General features: G+C 68.4%; 23 protein-coding genes and 1 pseudogene. 9 read left to right on the forward strand and 15 right to left on the reverse strand.

Features of this window, described 5'->3' with window-relative positions:
- Positions 1–156: 156 nt before the first annotated feature.
- The 3 genes from FCH28_RS39780 to FCH28_RS30495 all read right to left on the reverse strand — a co-directional run bounded on the left by FCH28_RS39780 (position 157) and on the right by FCH28_RS30495 (position 1,188).
- Entirely contained in the window at positions 157–498 is a 342-nt protein-coding gene (locus FCH28_RS39780; protein WP_136743392.1) for an asparagine synthase-related protein, read from the reverse strand.
- The gene (locus tag FCH28_RS30490; RefSeq protein ID WP_136743393.1) at positions 458–808 is read right to left on the reverse strand and encodes a hypothetical protein; all 351 of its coding nucleotides are present in this window, start codon (positions 806–808) and stop codon (positions 458–460) included. Before FCH28_RS30490 ends, FCH28_RS39780 begins: the two co-directional genes overlap by 41 nt.
- Before the next feature lie 242 nt (positions 809–1,050).
- Complete coding sequence (locus tag FCH28_RS30495; protein ID WP_136743394.1) at positions 1,051–1,188, reverse strand: lasso RiPP family leader peptide-containing protein; 138 nt, start codon at positions 1,186–1,188, stop codon at positions 1,051–1,053.
- 732 nt (positions 1,189–1,920) lie between these two features.
- Here FCH28_RS30495 and FCH28_RS30500 point away from each other — a divergent pair.
- On the forward strand, positions 1,921–2,826 hold the full coding sequence (locus FCH28_RS30500; RefSeq protein ID WP_136743395.1) for a zinc-binding dehydrogenase: 906 nt from the start codon (positions 1,921–1,923) through the stop codon (positions 2,824–2,826).
- Positions 2,827–3,511: 685 nt separating this feature from the next.
- On the opposite strand, the gene FCH28_RS30505 is transcribed toward FCH28_RS30500, so the two are convergent.
- Positions 3,512–4,117 carry a hypothetical protein gene (locus FCH28_RS30505; protein WP_136743396.1) on the reverse strand — a complete coding sequence of 202 codons (606 nt, stop codon included), beginning with the start codon at positions 4,115–4,117 and terminating at the stop codon, positions 3,512–3,514.
- Positions 4,118–4,862: 745 nt separating this feature from the next.
- Between FCH28_RS30505 and FCH28_RS39515 the strand changes: the two are divergent.
- Positions 4,863–5,220 (forward strand): annotated as a pseudogene (locus tag FCH28_RS39515) (phosphotransferase); the annotation flags it as partial.
- 423 nt (positions 5,221–5,643) lie between these two features.
- Here the strand turns inward: FCH28_RS39515 and FCH28_RS30515 are convergent.
- Entirely contained in the window at positions 5,644–5,844 is a 201-nt protein-coding gene (locus tag FCH28_RS30515) for a hypothetical protein (RefSeq protein ID WP_136743397.1), read from the reverse strand.
- Between the two features lie 26 nt (positions 5,845–5,870).
- A complete protein-coding gene (locus tag FCH28_RS30520; protein WP_136743398.1) occupies positions 5,871–6,446 on the reverse strand; it encodes a hypothetical protein in 576 nt (191 codons plus the stop codon).
- 494 nt (positions 6,447–6,940) lie between these two features.
- Here FCH28_RS30520 and FCH28_RS30525 point away from each other — a divergent pair, with 494 nt between their 5' ends.
- Entirely contained in the window at positions 6,941–7,159 is a 219-nt protein-coding gene (locus tag FCH28_RS30525) for a hypothetical protein (RefSeq protein ID WP_136743399.1), read from the forward strand.
- 53 nt (positions 7,160–7,212) lie between these two features.
- On the opposite strand, the gene FCH28_RS30530 is transcribed toward FCH28_RS30525, so the two are convergent.
- Positions 7,213–8,988: a serine/threonine-protein kinase gene (locus FCH28_RS30530; protein WP_246103381.1), complete on the reverse strand. Its 1,776-nt coding sequence runs from the start codon at positions 8,986–8,988 to the stop codon at positions 7,213–7,215.
- Positions 8,989–9,768: 780 nt separating this feature from the next.
- Entirely contained in the window at positions 9,769–10,716 is a 948-nt protein-coding gene (locus tag FCH28_RS30535) for a GlxA family transcriptional regulator (RefSeq protein ID WP_187363967.1), read from the reverse strand.
- A gap of 82 nt (positions 10,717–10,798) precedes the next feature.
- On the opposite strand from FCH28_RS30535, the gene FCH28_RS30540 reads away from it, so the two are divergent.
- Positions 10,799–12,163, forward strand: coding sequence for an MFS transporter (locus FCH28_RS30540; RefSeq protein ID WP_136743402.1), 1,365 nt, complete (start codon positions 10,799–10,801; stop codon positions 12,161–12,163).
- Positions 12,164–12,348: 185 nt separating this feature from the next.
- Entirely contained in the window at positions 12,349–12,882 is a 534-nt protein-coding gene (locus FCH28_RS30545) for a hypothetical protein (protein ID WP_246103383.1), read from the forward strand.
- Here FCH28_RS30545 and FCH28_RS38355 read toward each other — a convergent pair.
- Complete coding sequence (locus FCH28_RS38355; RefSeq protein ID WP_169314293.1) at positions 12,868–13,017, reverse strand: hypothetical protein; 150 nt, start codon at positions 13,015–13,017, stop codon at positions 12,868–12,870. The genes FCH28_RS30545 and FCH28_RS38355 overlap by 15 nt on opposite strands.
- Before the next feature lie 343 nt (positions 13,018–13,360).
- On the opposite strand from FCH28_RS38355, the gene FCH28_RS30550 reads away from it, so the two are divergent.
- Positions 13,361–13,894: a DDE-type integrase/transposase/recombinase gene (locus FCH28_RS30550; protein WP_136743404.1), complete on the forward strand. Its 534-nt coding sequence runs from the start codon at positions 13,361–13,363 to the stop codon at positions 13,892–13,894.
- On the opposite strand, the gene FCH28_RS30555 is transcribed toward FCH28_RS30550, so the two are convergent.
- Together FCH28_RS30555 and FCH28_RS30560 are read right to left on the reverse strand one after the other, a co-directional pair.
- Positions 13,851–14,693 carry an alpha/beta fold hydrolase gene (locus FCH28_RS30555; RefSeq protein WP_136743405.1) on the reverse strand — a complete coding sequence of 281 codons (843 nt, stop codon included), beginning with the start codon at positions 14,691–14,693 and terminating at the stop codon, positions 13,851–13,853. The two genes, FCH28_RS30550 and FCH28_RS30555, sit on opposite strands and share 44 nt — an antisense overlap.
- A gap of 313 nt (positions 14,694–15,006) precedes the next feature.
- Positions 15,007–15,276 carry a hypothetical protein gene (locus FCH28_RS30560; protein WP_136743406.1) on the reverse strand — a complete coding sequence of 90 codons (270 nt, stop codon included), beginning with the start codon at positions 15,274–15,276 and terminating at the stop codon, positions 15,007–15,009.
- Here FCH28_RS30560 and FCH28_RS30565 point away from each other — a divergent pair.
- Positions 15,259–15,660 carry a hypothetical protein gene (locus FCH28_RS30565; RefSeq protein ID WP_136743407.1) on the forward strand — a complete coding sequence of 134 codons (402 nt, stop codon included), beginning with the start codon at positions 15,259–15,261 and terminating at the stop codon, positions 15,658–15,660. The two genes, FCH28_RS30560 and FCH28_RS30565, sit on opposite strands and share 18 nt — an antisense overlap.
- A 90-nt stretch (positions 15,661–15,750) precedes the next feature.
- Here the strand turns inward: FCH28_RS30565 and FCH28_RS30570 are convergent, their stop codons facing one another.
- The 3 genes from FCH28_RS30570 to FCH28_RS30585 all read right to left on the reverse strand — a co-directional run bounded on the left by FCH28_RS30570 (position 15,751) and on the right by FCH28_RS30585 (position 18,015).
- The gene (locus FCH28_RS30570) at positions 15,751–16,533 is read right to left on the reverse strand and encodes a helicase associated domain-containing protein (protein ID WP_136743408.1); all 783 of its coding nucleotides are present in this window, start codon (positions 16,531–16,533) and stop codon (positions 15,751–15,753) included.
- A gap of 675 nt (positions 16,534–17,208) precedes the next feature.
- On the reverse strand, positions 17,209–17,748 hold the full coding sequence (locus FCH28_RS30580) for a hypothetical protein (protein ID WP_136743409.1): 540 nt from the start codon (positions 17,746–17,748) through the stop codon (positions 17,209–17,211).
- A gap of 36 nt (positions 17,749–17,784) precedes the next feature.
- The gene (locus FCH28_RS30585; RefSeq protein ID WP_136743410.1) at positions 17,785–18,015 is read right to left on the reverse strand and encodes a hypothetical protein; all 231 of its coding nucleotides are present in this window, start codon (positions 18,013–18,015) and stop codon (positions 17,785–17,787) included.
- Between the two features lie 322 nt (positions 18,016–18,337).
- Here FCH28_RS30585 and FCH28_RS30590 point away from each other — a divergent pair, with 322 nt between their 5' ends.
- On the forward strand, positions 18,338–18,712 hold the full coding sequence (locus FCH28_RS30590; RefSeq protein ID WP_136743411.1) for a peptidase inhibitor family I36 protein: 375 nt from the start codon (positions 18,338–18,340) through the stop codon (positions 18,710–18,712).
- Positions 18,713–18,832: 120 nt separating this feature from the next.
- Positions 18,833–19,723: a hypothetical protein gene (locus FCH28_RS30595; protein ID WP_136743412.1), complete on the forward strand. Its 891-nt coding sequence runs from the start codon at positions 18,833–18,835 to the stop codon at positions 19,721–19,723.
- Between the two features lie 502 nt (positions 19,724–20,225).
- Here the strand turns inward: FCH28_RS30595 and FCH28_RS30600 are convergent.
- On the reverse strand, positions 20,226–22,691 hold the full coding sequence (locus FCH28_RS30600; protein ID WP_136743413.1) for a DEAD/DEAH box helicase: 2,466 nt from the start codon (positions 22,689–22,691) through the stop codon (positions 20,226–20,228).
- Positions 22,692–23,214: the final 523 nt, after the last annotated feature.

Consider the following 23,214-nt stretch of genomic DNA (forward strand, 5'->3'; position numbering starts at 1 on the left):
CCCGGCCAGGCGGCCGACCGCGCCGGTTGCCAGCACAGGCGGCGGTGCGCTCCCCGATGTGCGCCCGCATCGCATCGAGCAGGCGGTGCTGCTGGGCGAGGTCCCGCATCAGCGTGAACGGCTCATCCCTGGCTCCCGCCCCCGTGGCCAGACCGGTCAGATAGGGGGCAAGTCGGCGGCAGTGAAGGTGAGATGGACGCTCCGGGCGGGGAGCTGGGCTGCCACTTGGCGCGCGTAGGCCGAGTCCTCGTTGCCCGGGTCGCTCAGCTTGAGCGTCAGCGCGACCACTTCGGCACCGGCTTCGGCCGCCAGGAAGCACAGCGAGGTGGAATCCACCCCTCCGGACAGGTCCGCAGTCCACACCCGGCCCGCCCGACCCGGGCGGCAACCGCCTCCCGCAGCGTCTGCCGCAATCCCAGATCGCCTCGGCCAGCGGCACGTTTTCCTGCGGCGGTTGTCACCACGCGCGTACCGTCCCGCGCCCCGCGCCGTCCACATCCATGGCCTGGCCGGGGGCCAGCGCGTGCACGCCCTCGAACATCGTCAACTGGTCCAGCGGATGCGCGGGAGCCACTAGCGAGGCCATCCCAGCGGCCACCTGTCGCACATCGACCCCGGCACCGGTCAGCCGGGCCAGTGTGCGTGCCCGGTCGGCCACCATCCGCACCCCGCCCACGTCCAGATGGAACAGACGCCGTTGCCCGCCGGCCGTTCCCCGCACGCACATCCGACCCGCGACCGAGGCCGGCACATGGAAGCTGCCCGGTCCGCCACGCACGGCCCGCTCGGCCTGGAGGGGCGTGCGCACCGTGCTGATGCGGCCAGGAGCTGCCCATCGGTCAGGCCGCAGATATCGAAGAGCGTCAGCCGCACCTCTCCTGCCCCAACGATCCGGGCCTCTGCCTCCTCCCAGCACCCACCAGCCACGGGCGGCCCGAGGCGTGCGCCACCACCCGGCACGCGCGCTGCCGCAGTTCCCTGGATACGGCGGGCGCCGCCTCGCAGTCCGGCAGGACCACGAACCCACGCCCACCACACGACTCATGGTCATCAGAGGCCGTAGAAGGCGCCGAGGCCGTCATAGGCGCCCCCGGCGAAGCCCTCGGTCAGCTCCGTGTAACTCCCGACCTCCACCAGCACGGGTGTCTGGTAGGCCGTCACTTCCTCATCGACGTTCTCCTCGTTCATGTCCTCCCCTTCCGTTCAAAACCGCGACCGCGGGAGTGCGGATCACCCCACGAGCAGGGCGTCTCCCACGCCACCTGGAGTACACGGAAGGCCCTCATGTAGGTGAAATAGCCATATTTGCCTATGGGTTCAGCGGTCTCGGGCAGCGCCTCGCCGGACAGGTGGCGTAAACGTACTTCCGTGCCGCAGGCTCTGGATGCCCTGCAACCGGTTGTGGGCGGGCCCGCCGCGTGCGGCGGCAGTCACTGCCTGTGTGGTCGCCTGCGGGGGCTCGGCGACGGCCTACGCGGTCGCCTCGGGCCCTTCGCCGGGCCGGTGGCCGTGCATCAGGGCGCGTCGGCCACACGGCGTTCCTGGCGTACGGCGGCCGTAGCGGCAACGGCCCTGGTCGTGGCCGCGGGGGCCTGTGGAGCGCTGGCCCTGGCCTACCCGCTGCTGGCTCTGGTGTGCCAAGTGGCCGGCGCGGTTGCCGGTGTTGCCGCCGCGGTGGTGACGGTGGCCGTCCGGCGCAACGGCGCCGGCGCTTGTCGGCAGTGGCAGTTGAGTACCCCGTCCTTCGTCCCGCTGCTTTCTCGGGAATAACCGGAGCCATCCACCGGTTACGTGTGTGGAACTGCCCGCACCTCACTGCGACTGCAGTTCACTGCACAAAACACCGCACCGCGGTGCACACCGTGAAGTGCAGGAACCGCACCACGTCGCGTACCGCGCGGCACAGCCCTAAGGAGCCTTATGCGTGCCCTTGTCGTCGATCACTCCGCGCCCGGCCGTCTCGCGCTCGGCGCCGCCCCTGACCCGGTCCTCGGCCCCGATGAGGTGCTGGTCAAAGTCGCGGCGATTTCGCTGAATTACGGTGAACTGCCTCAGTCCGAGGGGGTCGCTGCCGGGACTGTCCCGGGCTGGGATGCCGCCGGTGTGGTCGAGCGGGCCGCTGCCAACGGCCGTGGTCCCAAGCCCGGCGACTCTGTCGTCACCTGGGGACGGACCGGCGGCTGGGCAGAGCTGCGGGCCGTCCATGTCGACGAACTCGCGGTACTGCCCGAAGCGGTGGACTTCGCCACCGCGGCTGCGCTTCCCGTTGCGGGCCTGACGGCCGTGCGGGCGCTGCGTAGAGCCGGGGTGCTGCCCGGGCAGCGGGTGGCCGTCACCGGCGCGTCCGGCGGTGTGGGGCGCTTCGCGGTGCAGCTCGCCCATCTGGCGGGGGCCGAGGTGTACGCGTTCGTGGGCAGCAAGGCGCGCGGCGAGGGTCTGGCCGCGCTCGGTGCGGATCACGTACTGACCAAGCCCGCCGATCTCGATGCCCCGGTGGACGTCGTCCTGGACAACGTGGGCGGGCCGTTGCTTGCCGAGCTGCTCGACCACATCGCCCAGGAGGGCAAGGTCATCTCCATCGGCGCCACTTCCGACGAGCCGACTCCGATCCAGCCCTACCAGCTGGTTCGCAGCCGGCTGACCCTCATAGGCATCCAGGCCGGCGGAGGCACCGCCGCCGATCTGGCCCACCTCGTCCGTCTTGTCGCCGACGGTCGTCTCCAGGCGAACGTGGACCGGGTGGCCGACTGGGGACGGGCAGGGGAGACCGCGACGGCCCTCGTCAACCGTGAGATTCGCGGCAAGGCGGTCCTGACGCTGAACTGACCGCCCACACACACCCAGGGGCACGGCGAGCGCCAACGCCAATGAACCCGCCGCTGGCACAGGTGCGTCAAGTGGCCGGCGCGGTTTCGGGTGTTGCCGGTGCCGCCGCCGCTGCGGTGGTGACGGTGGTCGGTCGGCGCAGCGGCGCCGGCGCTTGTCGGCAGAAGCGATGGAGGTGCCCCGGTTGCATGATTTGGCGGCCGGGCACCTGTTGCTCAGCACCCCGAAGAGTTCGTAGCCGATCTGACGGCTGCCGGCCGTCCCGAGTACCGCCAGCGGCTCGCTGAGCTTCTCCTCAAGGGTCAGTAGTAGCAGCCTGGGCCCTGCTTTTCTGCCGACCGGTGGGGGAGTGGGGTCCTTCTCGTATCCAGTGTCCGGTCTCTGTGGCGGTGGCCTGTGATCGGACGCTTACCTGGGGTTGGACAGATGTGGTCAGACGCCGGTCTTTGGGTTGTCTTTGTGCCGGTGGCTGCTGTGGGCGGGGATGGAGAATCTCACCTGGGTGGCCAGGACCTCCGTCGTTGTGGGTCTGCGCTGTGGCTTGAGCAGAAGCACTGCGCAGACCAGGGGAAGCCGCGCGAGTGAACCTCATGCCCGTCAGCGACTCATGACCAGGTGATCAGCGCCTACGGCACAACTGGGTGCCCCCTATGCAGCTTCGTCCGTCTGCTGGGTTGACACTTCGTCATGGTGAGCGCGTCGCGGGCCTGTGAGAAACCTCCAGGGTTGCGACGATCTCGTTGATACGGGATGTGAAGGCGTCGTGGGCGTTGGCAGCGTCCACGATTCGCTGCGTCACCGTCTCCTCTCTTCGCCAGGCCTCCTCTTCCTGGGCGGTGACGGCCAGCTCCCATTCCACGAGGATCTCCGAGAGGGTGCTCACGGCGGCGCGAAGGTCTCCCGCCGACTGCTGGATATCCGCCGGGCCAAAGACGCGCAGGCGGTAATAGGCCACGGTGAGACCGCGGTCGGCGGTGCGGACCGCGTCGTGCAGTGCCTGTCGGCTGCCACCGTCCGGACTGGACAAGGCGGCCTGGAACGACCGGGCAGCGGGGATGTAGAGGTCGTAGGCCGAAAGGAATTGCAGGGAGGCATCCACCCGCTGCTGCAAGAGCCAGTCCTCGCGAACGTGCCGGGCCTGGGCATCGACCTGGTTCTGCATGGCCCGTGCCGTCTTCTCCGCTCCCACGCGCGCCCCGCGCACTGCTGCGATTCCTGCCACCGCCGCTCCGCCCATGGCGCCGACCAAGCCCGCTCCGGCAGCAATCACGGCCGCTACACCTTGATCCATGAACCTAGCTTGCCCAGTGGTTCTGGCAGGTGTCAGGGAGATGGGCAAAGCTCCCCGATTCCGCCCGGGTCTCATCCAGACGCCCCTGTGGCCCCACCAGCTCGTTGCCAAGGCGATCGCCAACTCCGGTAGTGGGGGAGGGGGTGAGGCGGAAGTCTCGGGCGGGTCTGTTTCGGGTGGGGCGAGTTGCCTCTCCCGGAGGGAGTAGTCCGTAGGAACGCGGGCAGTGGCGGGTGAACTTGTGGAGCGCCCGGCCACATGCTTGAGATTTGCACGCGAACGTGGCCGGCCACGTGAGACCTGGCCACCTTCACAGGGACAGGGCAACCAGCCGGGGGCGCTGTCACGTGGGCGCTCCCGAGGCCCGCACTGTTACGACGTAATACTGTGTGCCTCCGGCCCGTATGCCGCATGCCGCACTGGACCGGGTGGTAGGTACGACTGTCTCGTCTCAACGAACCTGGTCCGGCCTGGCCGGGGATTCGCGAGCGACTGGGTTCATTGAGAACGGACAACGACGCACCACGGACCGGCCTGATGAACTGCGGTGGGTTGACCTCTGGCAGCGAAGGTTGAGCGTTGTCAGCGAAGATTGGTGACCGCTGGTTTTCTCGGCGAAGGTTGAGTGGCTGTCCGGGGAGGCCGTGGGGATTGCGTTCCCGGCGACTTGTGATCTGGACTTCTTCGACGAGAGCGAGACGCTCCGCCTGCCCCAGTACGGTGGCTTCGCAACACCGGCTCCGAGATCGAAATCACTGCGGACCTGGTCCACGATCTGCTGCAGGAGCAGCATCCCGAGCCTTGCGGGACTGGCCATCGGCGAAGTACCGGGCGGATGGGACAACAAGCAGTGGCGCTTTGGGACGAGTTGGCCGTGCGCATGCCGCGTACAGAACGTGCCCCGGATCTCCAGCGCACGGAGTACCAATGGCTGCCCGTCCTGGCCCCGCGCCTGCCGCTCCCGATTCCGAACCTGTGCGGATCGGTGAACCGTCCACGCGCTTCCCCCAGACCTGGACCACATGACGTGGGTTCCTGACGAGCCACTGGACCACGCCTCGATCAGGCGCGGCGACCACGCGGCTGACATGCCGGCTAGCTTCGGTCAGGTACGGCGCACCTCGATGTCCACCGGGTCCCGGCATCCGCACCACGGGCCGTCGCCCACAGCCGCCCACAGCGTCGTCCACCGCGACCTCGCACTCCGGCAACGGCTCCGGCGTCCGGGTCCCGGACCCGTAGGGCTGCTCGTCGCCCGAGAGCAGATCGACAGGCCGCTCGTCGTACGGCACCACCCCACGGGGCCGGGCCCGGTTCCAGGTGGCGCACGCTTGCTCGATCTGGCCGAGTTCGAGCTGCAGCCGTAACCGGCTCAGGGCCTGTGACCACAGGTCCTGAACCGGTTACGGAGAACACCGAACTGCCGTTGTCCGCCATCACGGACAACGGCACCTGCGGTGCGTCGCTTCGCTTGCTCTCGCCCCTGCCCTACGAAGTGACTGGTTCCCTACGAAGTGACTGGTTCCCTACGAAGTGGCTGGGGGCGGCGGTGTCCAACCCGGCGGAGCAGGTTCGACGAGGTCGAGTTCTTCGTCGAGATACATCTCACCGCCGGCCAGGGGGAAGCTCACCAGGAGCTCACCGGTCGACACCCGCACCACGACCGTGCCGACCGGGTCCTCCGGATGGTCTGTCGCCTCCCGCGGCGTGACCTGGTCCCCGGGCACGAAACGCCGGGAAGCGGCAGAACCCCTCAGTCGTCCTTCTCCAGACATGAGTCGCGTCCGTTCGGGCCCTTCTGGCCGTTGGTCCAGTAGGCCGTGATGATGCCCTTCTGGCCCATGTTCTGTCCATGGAAAGTGTAGTCGGCGTAATCGACGAACACGCACATCGTGCGCTTCTGTGAACCCTGCTTATAGGGATGGCAGTACAGCGTGTAGTACTTGCCGTCGGTTTTGCAGATGCTGTTGTAGAAGGCCTGCTGCCACAGCTTCTTGGCTGCCGCGTTGTAGGGATGGCTGGGCTTGTCGTTGTGCTTTCCCCCTTTCTGTATGTGGGCAAGCCCGAACTTCGCGTTCCCCGCGCGCAGGATCGGGTCTTCGCCTCCCGGGGACGCCAGGGTCGTGAAGCTGTCGTCCACTATGTGTGCCGCGCCGCTGCCGTCCCGTATGGGGCCGGGCGCCATGGCTGTTGTTGTGGCGATCACGGTCGCGCAGGCCGCTGCGGTCAGAGCAACGATGCGTTTCCGGTGTAACACGATCAACCCCCGCTTCTCGTACGTGCGTTCGTCACGCTCCTGTCCGCACTGCCCAACCCCAAACATCACCAAAGCCCCTCCCAGGGCCTGACGCTGTTCGGGATCTCGGACGTTCGGACGTCAGGATTTCCCCGCGGTTCGCCATGCGATTGCCCCTGGATGCCCGCACCATCCGTCTCTTCGACACCGCGAGGCGCGGTACCGACATTCGCGAAACCGACACAGGGCACGCCATCCTGGCTTCTCGAAGACCACGAACACCCACGAGCCAACCCTTGATCACGGGAAACGGTCCAGCGCGAAAAGACGAAATCCGCCGGCCGATGTCCATCCGAAGCATCCACTCCGGCGGTGCCACCGGCCACGCCGACGTGCGTCGGGTGGCCTCCCACCACTCGACCTCGGCTATTCGCCGACGCACGCGCTCCAGCGGCAGCCGACGGCTACGTGGTGGCCGGTGGCCGATCCCTGAAAGGGGCCGGGCCCGTGGGCGAGATCGACGGTGAGGCGGTCAAGGCGGTCGAAGGCCGCGTACTGCGGCCCGGGCCCCGATCCACGACCGCTACGTGAACGAGAAGGGGCCCGAGCAGCTCACGCAGACCTTCCGGTACGTGGACGCCGCGTGCGGGGTGCCGGGAAGCGCGACGGGCGAGCCGTGCGCCGCGCCTGCGGAGTGGATCGTCGCTGTCGAGGGCGGGCGGGCCGACTACATCGCCTGTGGTCAGCACATCACGGCGCCCTTGGACGTCGGTGGCGCACGCTTCCAGGTGGCGCCGCTTCGTTGAGCAGCCGCGGCCGGCTCCCGTGTTGTGTTTGGGCGACGGCCGGCGCCGCTGCATCATTCCGCTACCGGCTTCCACAGTGTGACCTCGCCCGCGTATCCGGTAATGCCACCCCACGCCCCGCCCTCCCGGGAAGCCGCGTCGCGGTCCTTGACCACGTCGGTGATCTTGAGCAGGGCCAAGTTGCCCTTGCTCGTGACGGTGCAGAGCAGATCGCCCTGGGAGATGGCGTCGGCGCCGCCGAGTTGGGCACCCACCAGGTTCCCTGGCATCGGTTTGCTCTTGGCCGCGTGCGAGCACTCCTGAGGCGTGACGCCGAGACTCTTGCCGAATGTCGTACGGAATTGGATCTCGGTGGGCCACTGTCTCAGTTCGGTGTCCTGGCCGGCGATCTGCCTACCTTGCCCGCCGTTCTCGTCCTGGGCCGGGACGTCGAGGTCAACACTGGTGAATCCGGCGCTCGTGGACGGATATCTGAGGGAGATCGGCTTGCCCTCGAAAGCCGGTCGGTAGCCGGCCTGGGCCGGGGCCTTCGCCCCTGGCGAGGGCGCGCTGCCCACCCGGTCCTTGCTCTTGGTGGTGGCACTGTCGCCGCTCCCCGGGGCCATCGCGATCACCATGCCGGCGACGGCCGTTGCGACCACTGCGCCGCCGATCATCAGCCGTCGGCGGCGCCGGAAGGAGGGGCCGGATCCCGCCGTTTTGCTGTCGGCGGGCCCGGATCCCGGAGTGGGCGTGGTCGGCGCTGTGGCCTGGGTCGGGGCGGCATACGCGGGCGTGGGGGCGGCGGGCGGGGCCTCGGCCGATGCCTGGGTGGGCGCGTAGGCGGGCGGGGCAGCGGCCGGCCGCGCGGGGGCGTGGTCCGCGGCGGTGCCAGGTGCGCCCACCACGGGTGGGGAACTCGCCTGCGGGGGACGTCGGGACGCCTGCTCCCGGCCGGTGATCTCCTTGGTGAGCGGTGCGGGCAGCCAGCTGGAGAAGTCGCGTCGCGCCCGCCCCGATGCCTGTTCACACCAGTTCGCCAGAGCGCCGGGCTCCGGCCGCTGCAGCGGGTCGGCGGTCAGGCAGCCCGCCAGCATCTCTCGCAGCGGTTGCGGGTAGCCGCTCAAGTCCGGTGGTCGCTGGTCGGTGTTGGCGATGGTGGCGGCGATGGATATCCCGGCGCCGTCGCCGTACGGGTGGCGGCCGGTGGCCACCACCGCCGCGATGAGGCCGAGGGCGAAGATGTCGGTGGCCGGGGTGACGGTCTTGCCCAGTGCGTGCTCCGGCGACATGTACTGGGGCGTGCCGATGAAACCGCCGGTCTGCGTGAGCTGGGTGGCGTCGGTGGCACGGGCGATTCCGAAGTCGATGACCCACGGGCCGTTCGAACTCAGCAGGATGTTGCTGGGCTTGAGGTCCCGGTGGATGACCGAGGCGGCGTGCACCGCGCTCAGGGCCTGCGCGGTGCAGCCGATGAGCTGGAAGGTGACGGCCAACGGGAGCGGGCCGAACCGGGACAGCGCGTCGTCCAGTGCGAGTCCGGGTATGTAACTCGTGGCGATCCAGGGCTGCTTGCCGTCCACGTCATGGTCGAGGACGGGGACGATGTGGTATCCCGAAACCCGGCTCGCGGCCAGGACTTCGCGCTCGAAGCGGGCACGGAAGTCGGAGTCCTGCGCGAACTCACGGCGGATGACCTTCAGCGCGACGGGCTGGTTGCCCCGGGTGCGCGAGAGGTAGACGGCCCCCATCCCGCCCTCGCCGACCTTCGCCAGCAGCCGGTAGCCAGAGATTTCCTGCGGGTCCTCCGGCCCCAGCGGGTCCAGCAGGCTATCTTCGGCTCTCGTCACAGCTCCCCCTCGATGATCGTTATTCGGAACGATGCTACAGACGGGGGTGTACATGACAGAGGGTGCCGTGCGAGGGTGCCGCTACCTGGCCCGATGACGGGGGCACGCACACGGCGGCCGCCGTCAGCGCTCGGGGCAGCGGCTGAGGTCCGGTCGGCCGATGTGGCCGGGGCGTGCTGGACCACGCCCAGCCACAGGTGCGGCGGCGCACAGCAGCGGAGGCCGCCATGACCTGTTCCTGGTGGCCGCGTGGACCGACAGTCAGTAGCGGAGCCGCGGCAGACGCGCGGCTCGATCGGCTCCTCGTCACGGATCAGGGCCCGTGCCGACTCCGGACAGCACGGCCCAGTCACGATCTGCCGCGCCTTGCCCGTCTCCAGCACAGGCCGGCGCCGTCGATGAGCACCGCGACGTTTCGGCTCTGACAGACCGCTATCCGGTTCTCCAGTAGCCGGCTCGACCGCCGCGCCCAGCGACGATCGTGAAGCCTCCGTAGGCGAGCACGTCCAACGCTCCGCCGGCCACAACCCTGGACGGCCGCGGCACCACGGTGAGGTGATTGCGGAGCTGACCACCGCGCCTCCAACTCGGCCAGGCGCCTCCCAGCGCTCCGGCCCACACTCGCCACGGTTGGTCTCGCACTCGCCGATCGGGCCGGCGTCCGCCTGGTCAGGGCCGTCGGGGTGTCCGTCAGTCGTCGCACCGGTCACGGCCGGTGATCATTGCGGGGCTGCCGTCGTGGCAGGAGGACGAGTCCCGACTGTCGAACTCCGTCTGTGATCAGCTGCTCGACAGCCTCTTGGGGGTGCCGGCCCGGAAGGTGCGCCGGTACGCCGCCGGGGTCGTCGCCAGCGCCCGGTGAAAGTGCTGGCGCAAGCTGTCCGCGCTGCCCAGCCCGCTCCGCTCCGCCACCGCGTCCACTCCCAGATCCGTCGTCTCCAGCAACTCCCGCGCCCGCGCCAGCCGCTGCTGGTTGAGCCACTTCAGCGGGGTGACGCCCACCTCCGCCGCGAAGCGGCGGCCGAACGTCCGCGTGCTCACCCCTGCCCGGGACGCCAACTCGGCGATCGTCAGCGGACGGTGGAGCCGGGCCAGCGCCCAGCCCAGCACCTGCCCGAGGCCCTCCGACTGCGGTGGGACAGGGGCCGGCGGCAGTGCGTACTGAGTCTGGTCGCCCTCCCGGTGCGGGGCCACGACCATCCGCCGGCCGATCTCCGCCGCCGCTGCCGTGCCGTAGTCGCCGCGCACGATATGCAGGCACAAATCGATGGCCGCCGCCGTGCCCGCGCTCGTGAGGATCAAGCCGTCGTCGACGTACAGGGAACGGTCGTCGACGCGTACGTAGGGATGGCGGCGGCGCAGCTCCTCCGCGTACATCCAGTGGGTCGCCGCCGGACGCCCGTCCAGCAACCCGGCTGCGGCCAGCACGAACGCCCCCGAGCAGAGGGAGGCGATCCGCGCCCCGCGGGCATGCGCCTCGCGCAACGCGTCGAGCAGCGCGGCCGGCGGTTCGTAGCCGTCCATCATGCAGGCAGGGACCACGATCAGATCCGCCTCGCGCAGCGACTCAAGGCCATGCTCGGCCTCCAGACGCAGACCGCCAGGGGCGCGCTGGGCGCCTTCCGGGGCGGTGGCGCACAGCGTCAGCTCGTAGCCCTCGCCCGCGAACACCGCGCACGGCACGGCCAGCTCGAACAGCGAGGTCTCCTCCAACAGGGTCACCACCACACGAAGCACCATGGCGTAAACCTAGGGGAAGCTGACGTTTTCGCCAATGGCGTGGCATGGACGCTGGCTGGATGGTGAGTGCATGGCATGGAACACACTGACCCCGCCCGGCCACAGGCTGGCCCTCGCCGGGATCTCGGCGATCGGCGTGACCTTCGGTTTCGCGCGGTACGGATACGGGCTCTTCCTCCCCGAGCTGCGCGAGGAGTTCGGGCTCTCCGTCTTTCTCGTCGGGCTGATCGGTAGCGCCACCTACGTCGGCTATCTGGCCGCGCTGCTGACGGTCGGTGCCCTCATCGCGCGCTTCGGCCCGCGCCCGCTCGTCCTCGTCGGCGGGCTCTGCGCCGCCGTCGGGATGGGACTTGTGGCGCTCGCTCAGGGGCCGGGGCTGCTGATCACCGGGCTGACTCTCGCCGGTACGAGCGCCGGCTGGGCCTGGGCCCCCTACTCCGACGCGGTCGACCGGATGGTGCCGGCCGGGCGGCGCGAGCACGTCTTGGGCACCATCGCCAGCGGCACCGCCTTCGCCGTCGCGGTCGCGGGCCCGCTGGCGCTGCTCGCCCACGGCAGCCGATGGCGGTACGCCTGGCTGGCCTTCGCGCTGGCGGCGCTGGCATCGACCGCGTACAACGCACGTGTGCTGCCCGGGGGTTCGGGCCGACGGATGCAGAGCGGCAGCGGCCGGCCGACGTACCGCCGCAGCGCACTGCCGCTCCTGCTCACCGCCGTCATCTACGGCCTCGTCGGCGCCGTCTACTGGTCCTTCGCCGTCGAAGCGATCACCGACGCGGCGGACACCGGTCCCGCAACCGCGCCCCTTTTCTGGTCCCTGATGGGCGCGGCCGGCACGGCCGGCGCGCTGACCGGCCACGCCATCGCGCGGTACGGGCTGCACCGCGTCCACACCGGGCTCTTCTTCGGCATCGCCGTCGCGGTCGCCCTACTCGGCCTCGCCCCCGGCTCGCTCCCCGCCGTCGCCCTCTCCGCCCTGCTCTACGGCCCGTGCTTCATGGCTGGATCCGGGATGCTCGCAGTGTGGAGCTACCGTGTCTTTCCCGAGCGGCCCTCCGCCGGCTTCAGCGTCACCGTCTTCTTCCTGGGACTGGGCACGATCGCAGGACCTGCGCTGCTCGGCGCCTACGCCGAACTTCATGGCCTGCGAGCCGCGTTCCTCCTCACGGCAGGCGTCGCGGCCCTTGCCTTGGTGTGCGCTCCAAGCCGTAGCGCGCGCGGGCATGGACGCCATCAGGGACAGGACCAGGAACAGGACACTGGGACTTCGGAGCGGGATCGAGGTCAACCCCCTCGGCTTCGGGTGCATCCACCCCAGCCGACAGCACCCCCAGCACGCTTACCTCACAAGACCAGGTTCATTGGCAAGGAAGTGAGGAGGGCTGGGTTCGCTGTCAAACGCCCGTATCCGCAAAGCAGGCTCGATCGGGCATGAGCGGCAGCCCCGGGACGCCGGGGCCGCTGCTCGCCCTCGCTGCTAGGGCGTGTCCGAGGAGTCACCAGTGGCTGTGTGGGTGACGGCATCGCCGACTTCGCCGGGCTCCTGTCGGGAGAATGGGGAACCGTTTTGACTACGTGATCGGGGCCGCTATGAGTCTGTCGGGACAGATACTTCCGCTGGTGGGTGTGGCGCTGGGCGCTGTCGGGTCGTTCCTGGTGAGCAGCTTGAACGACCGGGCACGGTGGCGGCGTGAGCAGTCCGTGCGCTGGGATGGGCGGCGTCTGGACGCATATGGCGAGTACATCCACGCGGTCAAGGAGCTCGCGGGCCGCTATCAGCGCATCGCTGCGGGGTGCGGGCTGGTGACCGGTCCCGCACCGCTGGAGCTCACCGCCGAGGTGCTCGCCGAGCTCGGCGCGGCTGAGGCCCGCCGTTCCGCGCTGGGGGAGACCTGCGAACTGTTGGGAGACACGGACACGAACACCGCGTCCAAGACGCTGAACCACTGCCTGTGGCGGCTGGAGCACCTGGCGCGGGGCGTGTCCACGGAAGTCGAACAGAGCTGGGAGCAGGCGTACTTGGAGTTCAGAGACGCACAGCGACGGTACATCGAGTGCGCACGAGCCAGTCTGGGGGTGACCGGTCCGGTCAACCGGGACGTCGCCTGGCCCTCGGCCTGGCGGCCCGTGAGTCGATCGTCACGTGCCGAGTGATGAGCCGGGTCCGGTTCGCGGCCGGAGCCAGAGCCGGATCCCGGCGACGGTGACGGTGACGGTGCCGTGGAAGATGTAGGCCCGCTTGTCGAAGCGCGTTGCCACGGCCCGGTGGGTCTTGAGCTTGTTGATCATCCGCTCGACCTCGTTCCTGGGTGCGTACCGCGTCGGGTGGCTCTATCAAGTTGTTGGCGACGGGGTGAGATGATCTTGCTGTGGGCTGTCGTGGGGAGGGGCTGGTCGTGGAGTCCGAGGAGTCCGTGTCGTACAAGGGCGACCGGTTCCCGGCCGAGATCATCGGTCACGCCGTGTGGTTGTACCACCGATTCCTCTTGTCCTACCGGGAGGTCGAGGAGCTCCTCTTTGAGCGCGGCGTCACCGTGGCTTACGCGAGCGTCCGGCCTGGTGTGCCACCTTCGGTCCCGCCTACGCGAAGGAGCTGCGCCGCCGGCAGCCGCGTCCCGGCGACAAATGGCACGTGGACGAGGTGTTCATCAAGGTCAACGGGAAGATGCGCGCCTGTGGCGGGCGGTGGACCGAGGCGGGAACATCCTCGACATCCTCGTGCAGAACAAGCGTGCGTGACACCCGTGCCGCGAAGCGGTTCTTCAGAAGGCTCCTCAAGGATCTGCGGTACGTGCCACGCGTGATCGTCACCGACAAGTTCCGCTCCTACGGTGCCGCCCACCGCACAGTCATGCCCTCCGTGGAACACCGCAGTTCGAAGTACCTGAACAACCGGACCGAGAACAGCCACCAGCCCACGAGGCAGCGCGAGAGACCCATGAAGAACCTCCGCTCCATGGGCGCGGCGCAGATTCCTCGCGGCCTTCTCGAGAATCTCACCGCTCTTCCGGGCCCGACGTCAACTCGCCAAAGCCATCACCAACTTGACAGCCCCCAGACGGAGGCGCTGTTGGCGGCTCGCCATTTTCCTCCGTCGAGCCCCTTCTGCAGCGCGCGGTGGATCACTGTTCGGGCGCGGGTTCGTCGGCTCCTGCTGCCCGGATGAATCCGGTGAGGACGGTCGTGTACTCCTGTGGGTTGGTGACGTGCGGGATGTGACCCGCACCCTCGAAGGTCTGGCACTGTGCTTGCGGCAGGGCCGCGGCCAGCCGTTCCAGGACCGTTGAGAACCAGGTGGGACTTGCGCTGCCACGGCTCAGCAGCACCGGCATAGTGCAGGCGGAGAGCCCGTCGAGGTCCAGTACCGCCCAGGACGGGTCGGTCTGTTCGTCCAGCCATGTCTGGGCGTGAGTCACGAACGTCTCGCGCAGGGGAGCAGGCAGCTGGTCCCACATGCCGGGGCCCAGGGCTACCTCCTCCACAAACAGGCGTGCGCCCTGCTCGTTCTCCGCCTTGCGGAGGTGGTCCATCACGGCATCGATGGAGGCCATCGTCGGCTGCAGCTGTGCCATGGACTCCGGGTCGTCGGCCACGAGCCCGACCAGCGGGGGCTCGTGGACCGTGATGCTGCGGAACAGCTCAGGCCGGCGTGTGGCCAGGCCGAGGACGATCGACGCCCCGAAGGAATTGCCGGCGACGTGCGCGGGGGCGTGGCCGAGCCCTTCGATCACCGCCGCAAGGTCGTCCTCGTCCTGCCTCCGGGTGCCCTGGCCCGGCACCTTTTCGCTTTGGCCGTGGCCGCGGCGGTCGTACGAGACCACAGTGAACGACGCGCGGAGGTGGGCCTCGATCGCGGGCTGCCAGCTTTTGTGGTCGTTCCACGAACCATGGACGAGTACGAGCGGTTCGCCTTCCCCTACGACCTCGTAGTAGAGATTCACGCCGTCGGCGTGTACCTGTGGCATGCCGTGCCTCCTCGGAGGGATAGGAGCGACGGGTTCCCGAGCACCGCCACACGGGTCTCTATCAGCACCGTCCGGCCTCACGCTCGCCGCCGCGCCGCGGGGGCTTGTCCGCAGGGGTGTGCGCCGGGTACAGGAGGCATTGACCAGGCCCGGCTTTCCCACAGGCGAGAACCGTCATCCGCGAATCCCCGAACCCGACAAAAGCGCCGAGCATACGGGCCCCTCCGCTCCGCCAGGGACCTGGTGCCGACGGAGCCACGTCCGGGAATCCCATGGGGAAGCTCATGAACTTCTGGCTGGGAATACGACGGCTTCACTGCCGCCTGTTACGCACTACCAACACCGCCCCCGCGAGCCCGGCCACACCCCCGCCGATCACGGGCACGATCTGCGCGGACACCTTGTGGTCCACGGCGAAGAACCCCAGCCACACGAAGGCCACGCCGAACCCCACCACGATCACGTGCTCAAGCAGCCAGAACCCGTACCCCACCCACTGGTCGAGGCGCTCCCGACGCAGCTGACGCTCGACGAGGTCCCGCCGCCGGGCGAGGTGGCCCGGGCGGTGGCAGCCGACAGGCACTGCACGGAGATCACCTCTCTGCACTGGGATGTCGCCGTCGCCAGCATCGACGGCATCCTCGACCACATCAGAACGCGCCTGACCCAGTTCGTCGCAGAAGTGAGAGCATCCATGCCCCCTGGCCAGCAGAACCCCAACCCCGCTCAAATCGGCGACGCTGCTGAGAGAGCCTTCAACATCAGCGCCGGCGACAACGCGACCGTGAACGTCAACGTGCCCAAGGCGCACGCGGAGTGCGGCGCAACAGCAAGCGCAAACATCAACGAACCTGCGACGACTCCGGCGACGGAGCCCTTCTGGCACCGCACCCACGTCATCTGCACGGCCGTCGGAGCTGCTGGTGCGGTCACATCGGCGATCATTGCCTGGGGCGCCCTCAAGTAGCCGAACGGGGCTGCCAGCCGAATCGACCAACAGCCCCAGACACCGCACAGGCATCCCTGTGCGGCCCGCTGCTGGCTAGGAGTTCCATCTCTATGTCCAGCGCATGCCGATGGCGGAGAGTTGTTCCACCCGCTCCGGCGCCAGTTTCGCGGCTCGGGTCCGTTGGTTGCTGATCGAGGCTCCGAGCCGGAGTTCCCGCTGCTTCTGGTCTTCACCGTCGGCCCCGCCCACCGTGATCGTTTCGATGTGTTTGCGGGGTACTCGGAGGTGTCCTTCGCGTTCGTAGTACTGGGTGGCGGCGAGGTTGGCGGCCCATTTATCGGCCTGCGTACGGCGCGGCTTCGGCTTCTCGTCGGCGGCTGCGGGCTCGATCCCGAGGACCTGCTCGCACATCCACTGCTGCACACCGGCCAGCTTGTCCCAGCCGAGCCGGACCGACCTCACCCACCGCCCCAGATCCTCGCCCTGGTGCACGACCATGTCCGGCTCGGTCGGCAGCGTGCCTCCGGCTTCCAGGGGCAGCCGGGTCAGGTGGAAGCAGCGCTGCCACTCCACCGGCCAGCTCGGGCACCACGATGGGTCGATGTCCTCCAGCTGCTCGCGCCGCTCGTCCGTCAGCACCCCGGCTGAGGAGCCCACCGGCAGGTCCTCGGCACGACGCTGCTCGATCTCGGCGGCCTTCCGGGCGGCGGCCCGCGCGTTCTTCAGCCAGATGCCCACCTTGTAGCCCTTGTGGGTTGCGTCCAGTGGGGCCAACAGGTGGCCGTTGTCGGCGGCCCACCCGCGCGCCGCCGACAACCCGCACTGCCGCCGGCATTCCACACGCCGCAGGCTCTGCATGCCCTGCAACCAGCTGTGGGTGGTCCGCCGCATGCGGGGGCAGTCATGCACCTGCGCGGTCGCCTATGGGCACGGCGACGGCCTACGCGGTCGCTTCGGTGCCCGTGGCGGGGCCGGTGGCCGTGCAGCCGGGTGCATCGGCCACCCGGCGTTCCTGGCGTACGGCGGTCGTAGCGGCAACAGCCCTGCTCGTAACCGCGGTGGGCTTGTGGAGTGCTGGCCCTGGCCTACGCGCCGCTGGTGCAGGTGTGCCAAGTGGCCGGGGCGGTTGCCGGTGTTGCCGGTGCCGCTGCCGCGGTGGTGACGGTGGTCGGCCGGCGTAACGGCGCCGGCGCTTGTCGGCAGTAGCAATGGAGGTGCCCCGGTCCCATGATTTGGTGGCCAGGGCACATGTGCACTCCTGCGGTCGGCGGACCTCGCCCGTGCCCAGTGTGATCACGGCCCCGGGGCCGGATGGGCCCCTCACTGCGTCGGGAGAGCAGGATCACCTCCTCGACCAGCGCCGACAGTGCGCCGAGCCGGAGGGCACACTCGGCGGCCAGGCGCTTTGGGGCCTGAGTGAGGCCGAGGGACAGATGTTGGGTGAGGCGGGGGAGCGCCTCGACAGCCAGCCTCCGTCAGAGTGCCCGGCCGTCAGGCACCGGACTTCGCGCCCCTGGCTGTGGTGCACCGGCGGTGTACTGACAGCTGCTCCGTGGCAGGCGGTGATCACTCGAAGCGGGACTTGGATTGCAGATTTGCGTGGCGCCACCCTTGTTGAAGAAGGCGGTCCACTGCTTGATCGAGCATGGCTCGGCCTTGCCCGGGGTGCCACCAAAATGACCAGTTGACGTCAATCGTCATCTCGATGAACTCGTCATACTCGAGCCCGTCGGAGTAACCCGTGCCGAAGGACTTGTTCACCCTCAGCAGGAACGGATACCACACGCTGGTCTCCGGCACGGTCACCCATATGCTGCCGTCCGCACGTTCATATGGGACCAGAACACGACGCACCTTGTTGTCGTGGTCATCGATGCGCAGTTCATTGTTCTCAATGTGCCGGTCGGGCCCGGGTAGCCGGGCCCAGGTGTGGGCTACGAGCATCTCCTCCCACGCTAGGCGCTTGCCTTCGGGCGCCTCACACGGGTCGTCAAGTACGCGGTCCACAACGGCGAGCATCGACCGCTCGTCCAGCGCCGCCACCTCCACGACCTGCGGATCCACATAAGGCGAGCAGGCGTCAGGCGGCGACTGCGACGTCTTCACAAACCAGTTCCACCGCGGCGGATTACCATCGGCTGGTCAGCCGTACTCGTCCACCCAGTTCCCGGTCACACCGAACGTCATGGGCCTGACGAGCCCCTCACACAGCTCCGCCAGCGCTCGGACAGCACAGTGCGCGGTCATCCGCTCCAGCTCGATCGGATCCCGGTCGGGTACGGAATCCCACTGGAATGCACACTCCAGCACGATCGCCTGGCTGTCGTTGAAGACGTAGTGCTCGGTCGGCTCCGACAGCCTCGTGTCTCGCATAGACGTCGATTATGCGACGGGGTGCGCCCGCGCCGAGGCCGCCGACGCCGGCACCGCGACCAGGCGCCGGGGCGTCCTGCTGCGTTGACCAATGACTTCTCTGCTGGGACGCATGAGGACGGAAAATCATTGATCTTGCTTCCGCGTGGGTTAGGCCTCTGGTGTACCTGGCTCCGGATGTGGGGGAGGGGCCGCTGCGTCGGGTGCGTGCAGAGGGCCAGCAGCCGGCTTGACCCTCTCCTTACGTCAGGCTCCAACCTAAAGGGGAACGAGGGCGGTTGGACCAACTGCCACGTGAGAACTGACCAAAGGGGAACACATAATGCGTATTCGTCACATAGCCGCTGCGGGCATCGCCGTTACCGCACTCACGCTCGGTGCCGCTCTGCCGGCCGCCGCCGACAGCCACGCGACCGTTGCCGATGCCAAGCGCGTGGTCAAGAAGGTCAAGGTCTACCAGGACGCCAAGTTCAAGAACAGGAACACGACCTTCACCGAGAACATGCGGGACCTGTCGAAGGACGGATGGGACAACACCATCAGCTCCGCCAAGAACCTGGGCAACCGCACGGTCACGTTCTACTCGAAGGCCAATTACACGGGCGCCAGCTTCTCCCTGAAGCCGCACCACAGTGAGGCTCACTTCGGCGCCCACGACGGCATGCACGACTCCACGAGCTCCATTGAATTCAGCTGACAGCAGGTCCCTTAGGTAAGGCACTGCTGACGGGCGGGGTGCGGCGACTGGGACCGCGCCCCGCCCTACGTGCCACCGCACCTTCTCCACACACCGCACACCGCACGACGAGAGGCAACCATGTCGCTCTCCCGCGCCCGGGCCACCACCGCGCTCGCACTGCTGCTCCTGGCCACCACCGCCTGCACAGCCGCGGATCACGAGTCCACGCACGCCCCGCCTGTGTCCCGGCAGGCCGAGTCGCTCCGGCTGCCACTGGACGCCTATGCATCGACCGTGGCCGAGACCCACGTCGTGGAAGACGCACAGGACATCCTCATACGCCGGTGCATGAACGACCTGGACATGGAGTGGAAGACCCTGCCACCGGTGGATTCCCAGGACACCAAGCCACCGAACCTCCGACGATACGGAGTCGACGAGTCGGATACCGTCCGTTACGGGTACCACCTGCATCCCGACCCGCCGTCGATGGTACGGCGCAACCGCGCCTGGGACGAGCGCGAGGCGCTTCCGGCCGAGGTACAGCGCGCGGCCTACGGCCCCTCCGGCAAGGGCGGTTGCCTCAAGACCGCCCAGCGCCAACTCGTCGGCGACACCGCCCCACCCGACGACCACGCCTTCAACCAGCTGACCGGCACGGCCCTGGAAAACTCCAGGCGGGCCCCCGAAGTACGCGACACCTTGCGCAAATGGCACACATGCATGGCGAAGGCGGGCTTCGACTACCCGGACCCCTATGCCGCAGCCGGCGATGAGCGCTGGGAAACGACCGAACCCACACCCGCCGAACGCGCCACCGCCCGCGCAGACGTGGCCTGCCAGAAGTCGACAAAGTTGGTCAAGGTATGGGCGGCGACCGAGACCCGCATCCAACATCGTCTGATCCGGCAGAACCCCGGCCGTCTGCGCAAGGCGAAAGCCCACAAGGAACGCTGGCTAGAAGCGGCCCGCCGCGTCCTGGACCGCGAGGGCCGCACGCATAACCAGCACCACGCATCCGACCAATAGCCGACCAGCCACCTGGCCGCTACCGGCGCCGCCGCTGCACTCATGCTCGGCGCCGCGCTGCCAGCCTCCTCCGACGGCCGCCCGGACCTTGCCGCAGCCAAGCCCAACCCCAACCTCCAGGTGCGTTGACCTGTGGTTTGTCATATTGAGGAGTCCTTGATCAGCTGTTGTCATCCCGGCGTGAGCGCTGATCAGGTCCAGTGAGCACTGGTATGCGGCACTTGATCTGGCCCCGTACCGCTGGGCGCGGTACAGGGCCGGTTCGGTTCCTATCTGCTTGAGCGTGCCGGTCAGCTCTCCGCGGCCTTACAGCGGCGCGTCCACCGGTCAGTCCGCTGCCAGCGGTGGCGAGCGCCGCGGCGAGGCCTGCGATCAGACCACCGGGTGCGTCAGAAGGGTGCCTTCTCCAACATCCCCATGCCCCGCCGCATCTCTCGCCCGCACACAGCCTCAACTGCACATCAGCCGACCAGGTAACGGCCCGAACGCTCCCCTCAGGCCTTCACGCCCAGTCGTATCCGAGGTGGGCGAGGGCGGCGAGCTGGGTGTGGTCCAGGCGGTCGCGTCGTGTCTTCTGATTGCTGAGCCACACCCCCAAACGAACAACCGTCCCATCCGGAAGCTGCTCCGCATGCTGCCGCGACACGACGGTCCGCTGCTCCCGTTTCACGTATTGCCGCAGCGCCGCCAGCCCGCGCGTGAAGGCGTCCGATGCCGCCCCCGCACCAGCGGTCACATGGCCGTGCGTGGGGGCCGCCGCGGGCCGCACAGGCCCCTTGCGGGGCTGCTGAAGGGCCTTTCGGGAGCGCTGTGCAGGCCGGACGCCAAGGGCTTTGAGCCGGAGCCGCTGTCCGTCGCCGAGCCGCTCCCACTCCCGCACCTGTCGTACGAGCCACTGTCCGATGTCATTGCCGTGATAGGTGACACCCGGCTGGACCTCCTTCAGGGTGCCGCCGGCTTCGATCAGGGCCCGCAGTCCGGCGAAGTGGCGCTGCCAGTCGACGGTCCACCCCAGCTCCCGCGGATTCCAGTCGGGATCGATCGCCGCGAGCTGCGCCGCCCGCCGCTGCGCCCGCTCGGGGTCTTTGCCCAGTCCGCCGGGGCGGCGGATGTTGGTGAGCCATTGTCCGATGGGTTTGTCGAGGGCGGTGGCGTGGCGTGGGGCGGCGAGGGTGCCGGCCTGGTGCAAGTAGGCGCGGGCCGCGGCGAGGTTCTCGCCGAAGGCGGCATCGGCGGTGTCCCACACCATCCCCAACGCCTCGAGGTCCTCGGCCCGCCGGCTCTCCATGGTCCCGGCCCGCATCGATCGCCGCTGTTCGCTCAACCACCGCCCCAGCGGATAAGCCCCTTCCACGTGGTCATACGGAACGTCAAGACTCCCCTCGCGCTGCTGACAGCGCTGAGCGGCCTCATAGCCGCAGCGCCAGTCTCGCCGCTCGGTATGCAGAACCTCGAACTTGACCCACTGAGCGATCAAAACGGGATCCCGCGGGGCGGCAAACCGCAGCAGCAGCCGCGCCTCCTCCTCGTCATCCGACTCCGGTGCCACACCGATGCCCAGCGACGGATCTACGACCGCCCTCTGGTTCTCCTGAGGAATAGCAAGCAGTTCCACGGCGCGCTCATCGTGTGCACGCAAGCCAGCCAAAACCTTTACCAACGGCCGGTACGAAGTCGATGTGAACATATCCTCCGGCCGCTCATCCGCCGCGAGAAACACCGGAACAATCAGCGTCGCGAGTTTCCCCTGCTGGGGCTTTTGCCGCAACGCCCTGCCGATGGCCTGGACGATCTCCACCGGCGATCCCTTGGGATCCAGCAGAGCCACCGAATCCACCGCTCGAATATCGACACCCTCACCCAGAACGCGGCAATTCGAAAGAACAGCGCGGCCGGCGCGCCGGCCGAAGTCGGCGAGCACCGCGCGCCGGTGGTCCGCCTCGTGCTCCCCACACAGCCAGTCGGCCCACACCTGCTTGGGATACTTCTGCGAGTCCGCAGCGTGCAGCCGCTTCGCCACCCGTGGCAGCCCCTCGGCGAAGGCTTCGGCCTCGCGAGTACGGTGATGAAAGGTGATGGTCGTCCGCAGCCGGTGCGTCGCCATCGTCTCCAGCAGCGCCGCCTGCAACGCCCCCATCCGCTCCCCGCGGACCTGCTCCTCGCGCCCTTCCCCACCGGCAAGCCGCTCGGGCGTCACCACCGGGTCCCGCAGTTCCGCCACCACGATCTGATACCGCGCCAGCAGCCCCCGCGACACTGCCGAGGCGAGCGACAGCTCATACACCACGGGCCCGAAGATCTTGGGGTCGTCCATGGAGCAGGCCAGCTCCTCGGGCAGCGGATCCCAGACCCCGTCGCGGGAGCGGGGCCGCTCCTGCCAGATCCGCGGGGTAGCAGTCATGTACAGCCGCCGCAGCGCCGGGATCACTTCGTTGTCATGAATGACCGCCCAAGACTTCCCCGCCGATCCGCTGGTCCGGTGGGCCTCGTCCACCACCACCAGGTCGAATGGCGCCAGCTGCTGCCCGTAGGCCCCTTCCATTGCCTTCGCCAGGACGGGCAGGGAGGCGTAGGTGGCATAGACGGTCACTGGGCCGACGCCGTGCCACAGGGCCAATTGGATGGGGTTGGTAGTGGACCGGACATCGAAGACGACCAGCTGCGGGTCGTCGGCGAGACTGCACACGGCAACGGCCAGCCCAGTGTGGCCGACTGACCGCCACTCACCAATCGTCTGCGTCAGCAGATCCAACGTCGGCACCAGCACCAGCACCCGCCCATTCCGCGCCAACCGCAAAGCGGAACTCGCCGCGATAATGGTCTTTCCAGTGCCGCATGCCGCTACCACAGTGGCCCGAAGGCCATTACGCGGAATCCGCTTTCCCGGTGGGATGTCGAGGCCCCGTACGACGGCATCAACGGCTTCTACCTGATCCGGTCGAAGCGTAATGGCGGCCGCACTCGACATTCCGTGCTCCCCGGTTCACAGAGAGGGCATGAGCCCACTAGATGAGGTATCGATCTATTCGGGATACTACACAGTGCATCTCGATGCATCTGATGGCTGATTCACACGGTCTAGTGTAGCGCGGAACGAGGTTTCACGGAGATGGGTTCACCTGATACGACGAGGTGGCGTTGGCGGGATGGCCGCGTGTGGCGACAGTGCTCGCGTCATTCCTCGAGCCGACTTCGAGCGGCTCACCACTGAGCTTGGTGAGCCATCGTCACATGAGTCCACTTCACGGGGGAGGGACTATCACCTTGTTCGGGATGCTACACAGCCTGACGCTGATGCACACGGGCACCCTCTTCGTAGCTAGCCCGCATTCCCGCTTGCGGGAATGCTTCTCTCGATCCCCGCTTGCGGGGATCGTTTCAGAATTCCGCTTGCGGAATTCGAATTCGCCGCTTGCGGCGAATTCCGACGGAGCGTCAGCGGAGTCGTTCGCTGCTCCGGCGGCTTGCCGCCGGAGGTCCCGCTCCGCGGG

Source organism: Streptomyces piniterrae, assembly GCF_005048155.1.
Lineage (GTDB): Bacteria > Actinomycetota > Actinomycetes > Streptomycetales > Streptomycetaceae > Streptomyces > Streptomyces piniterrae.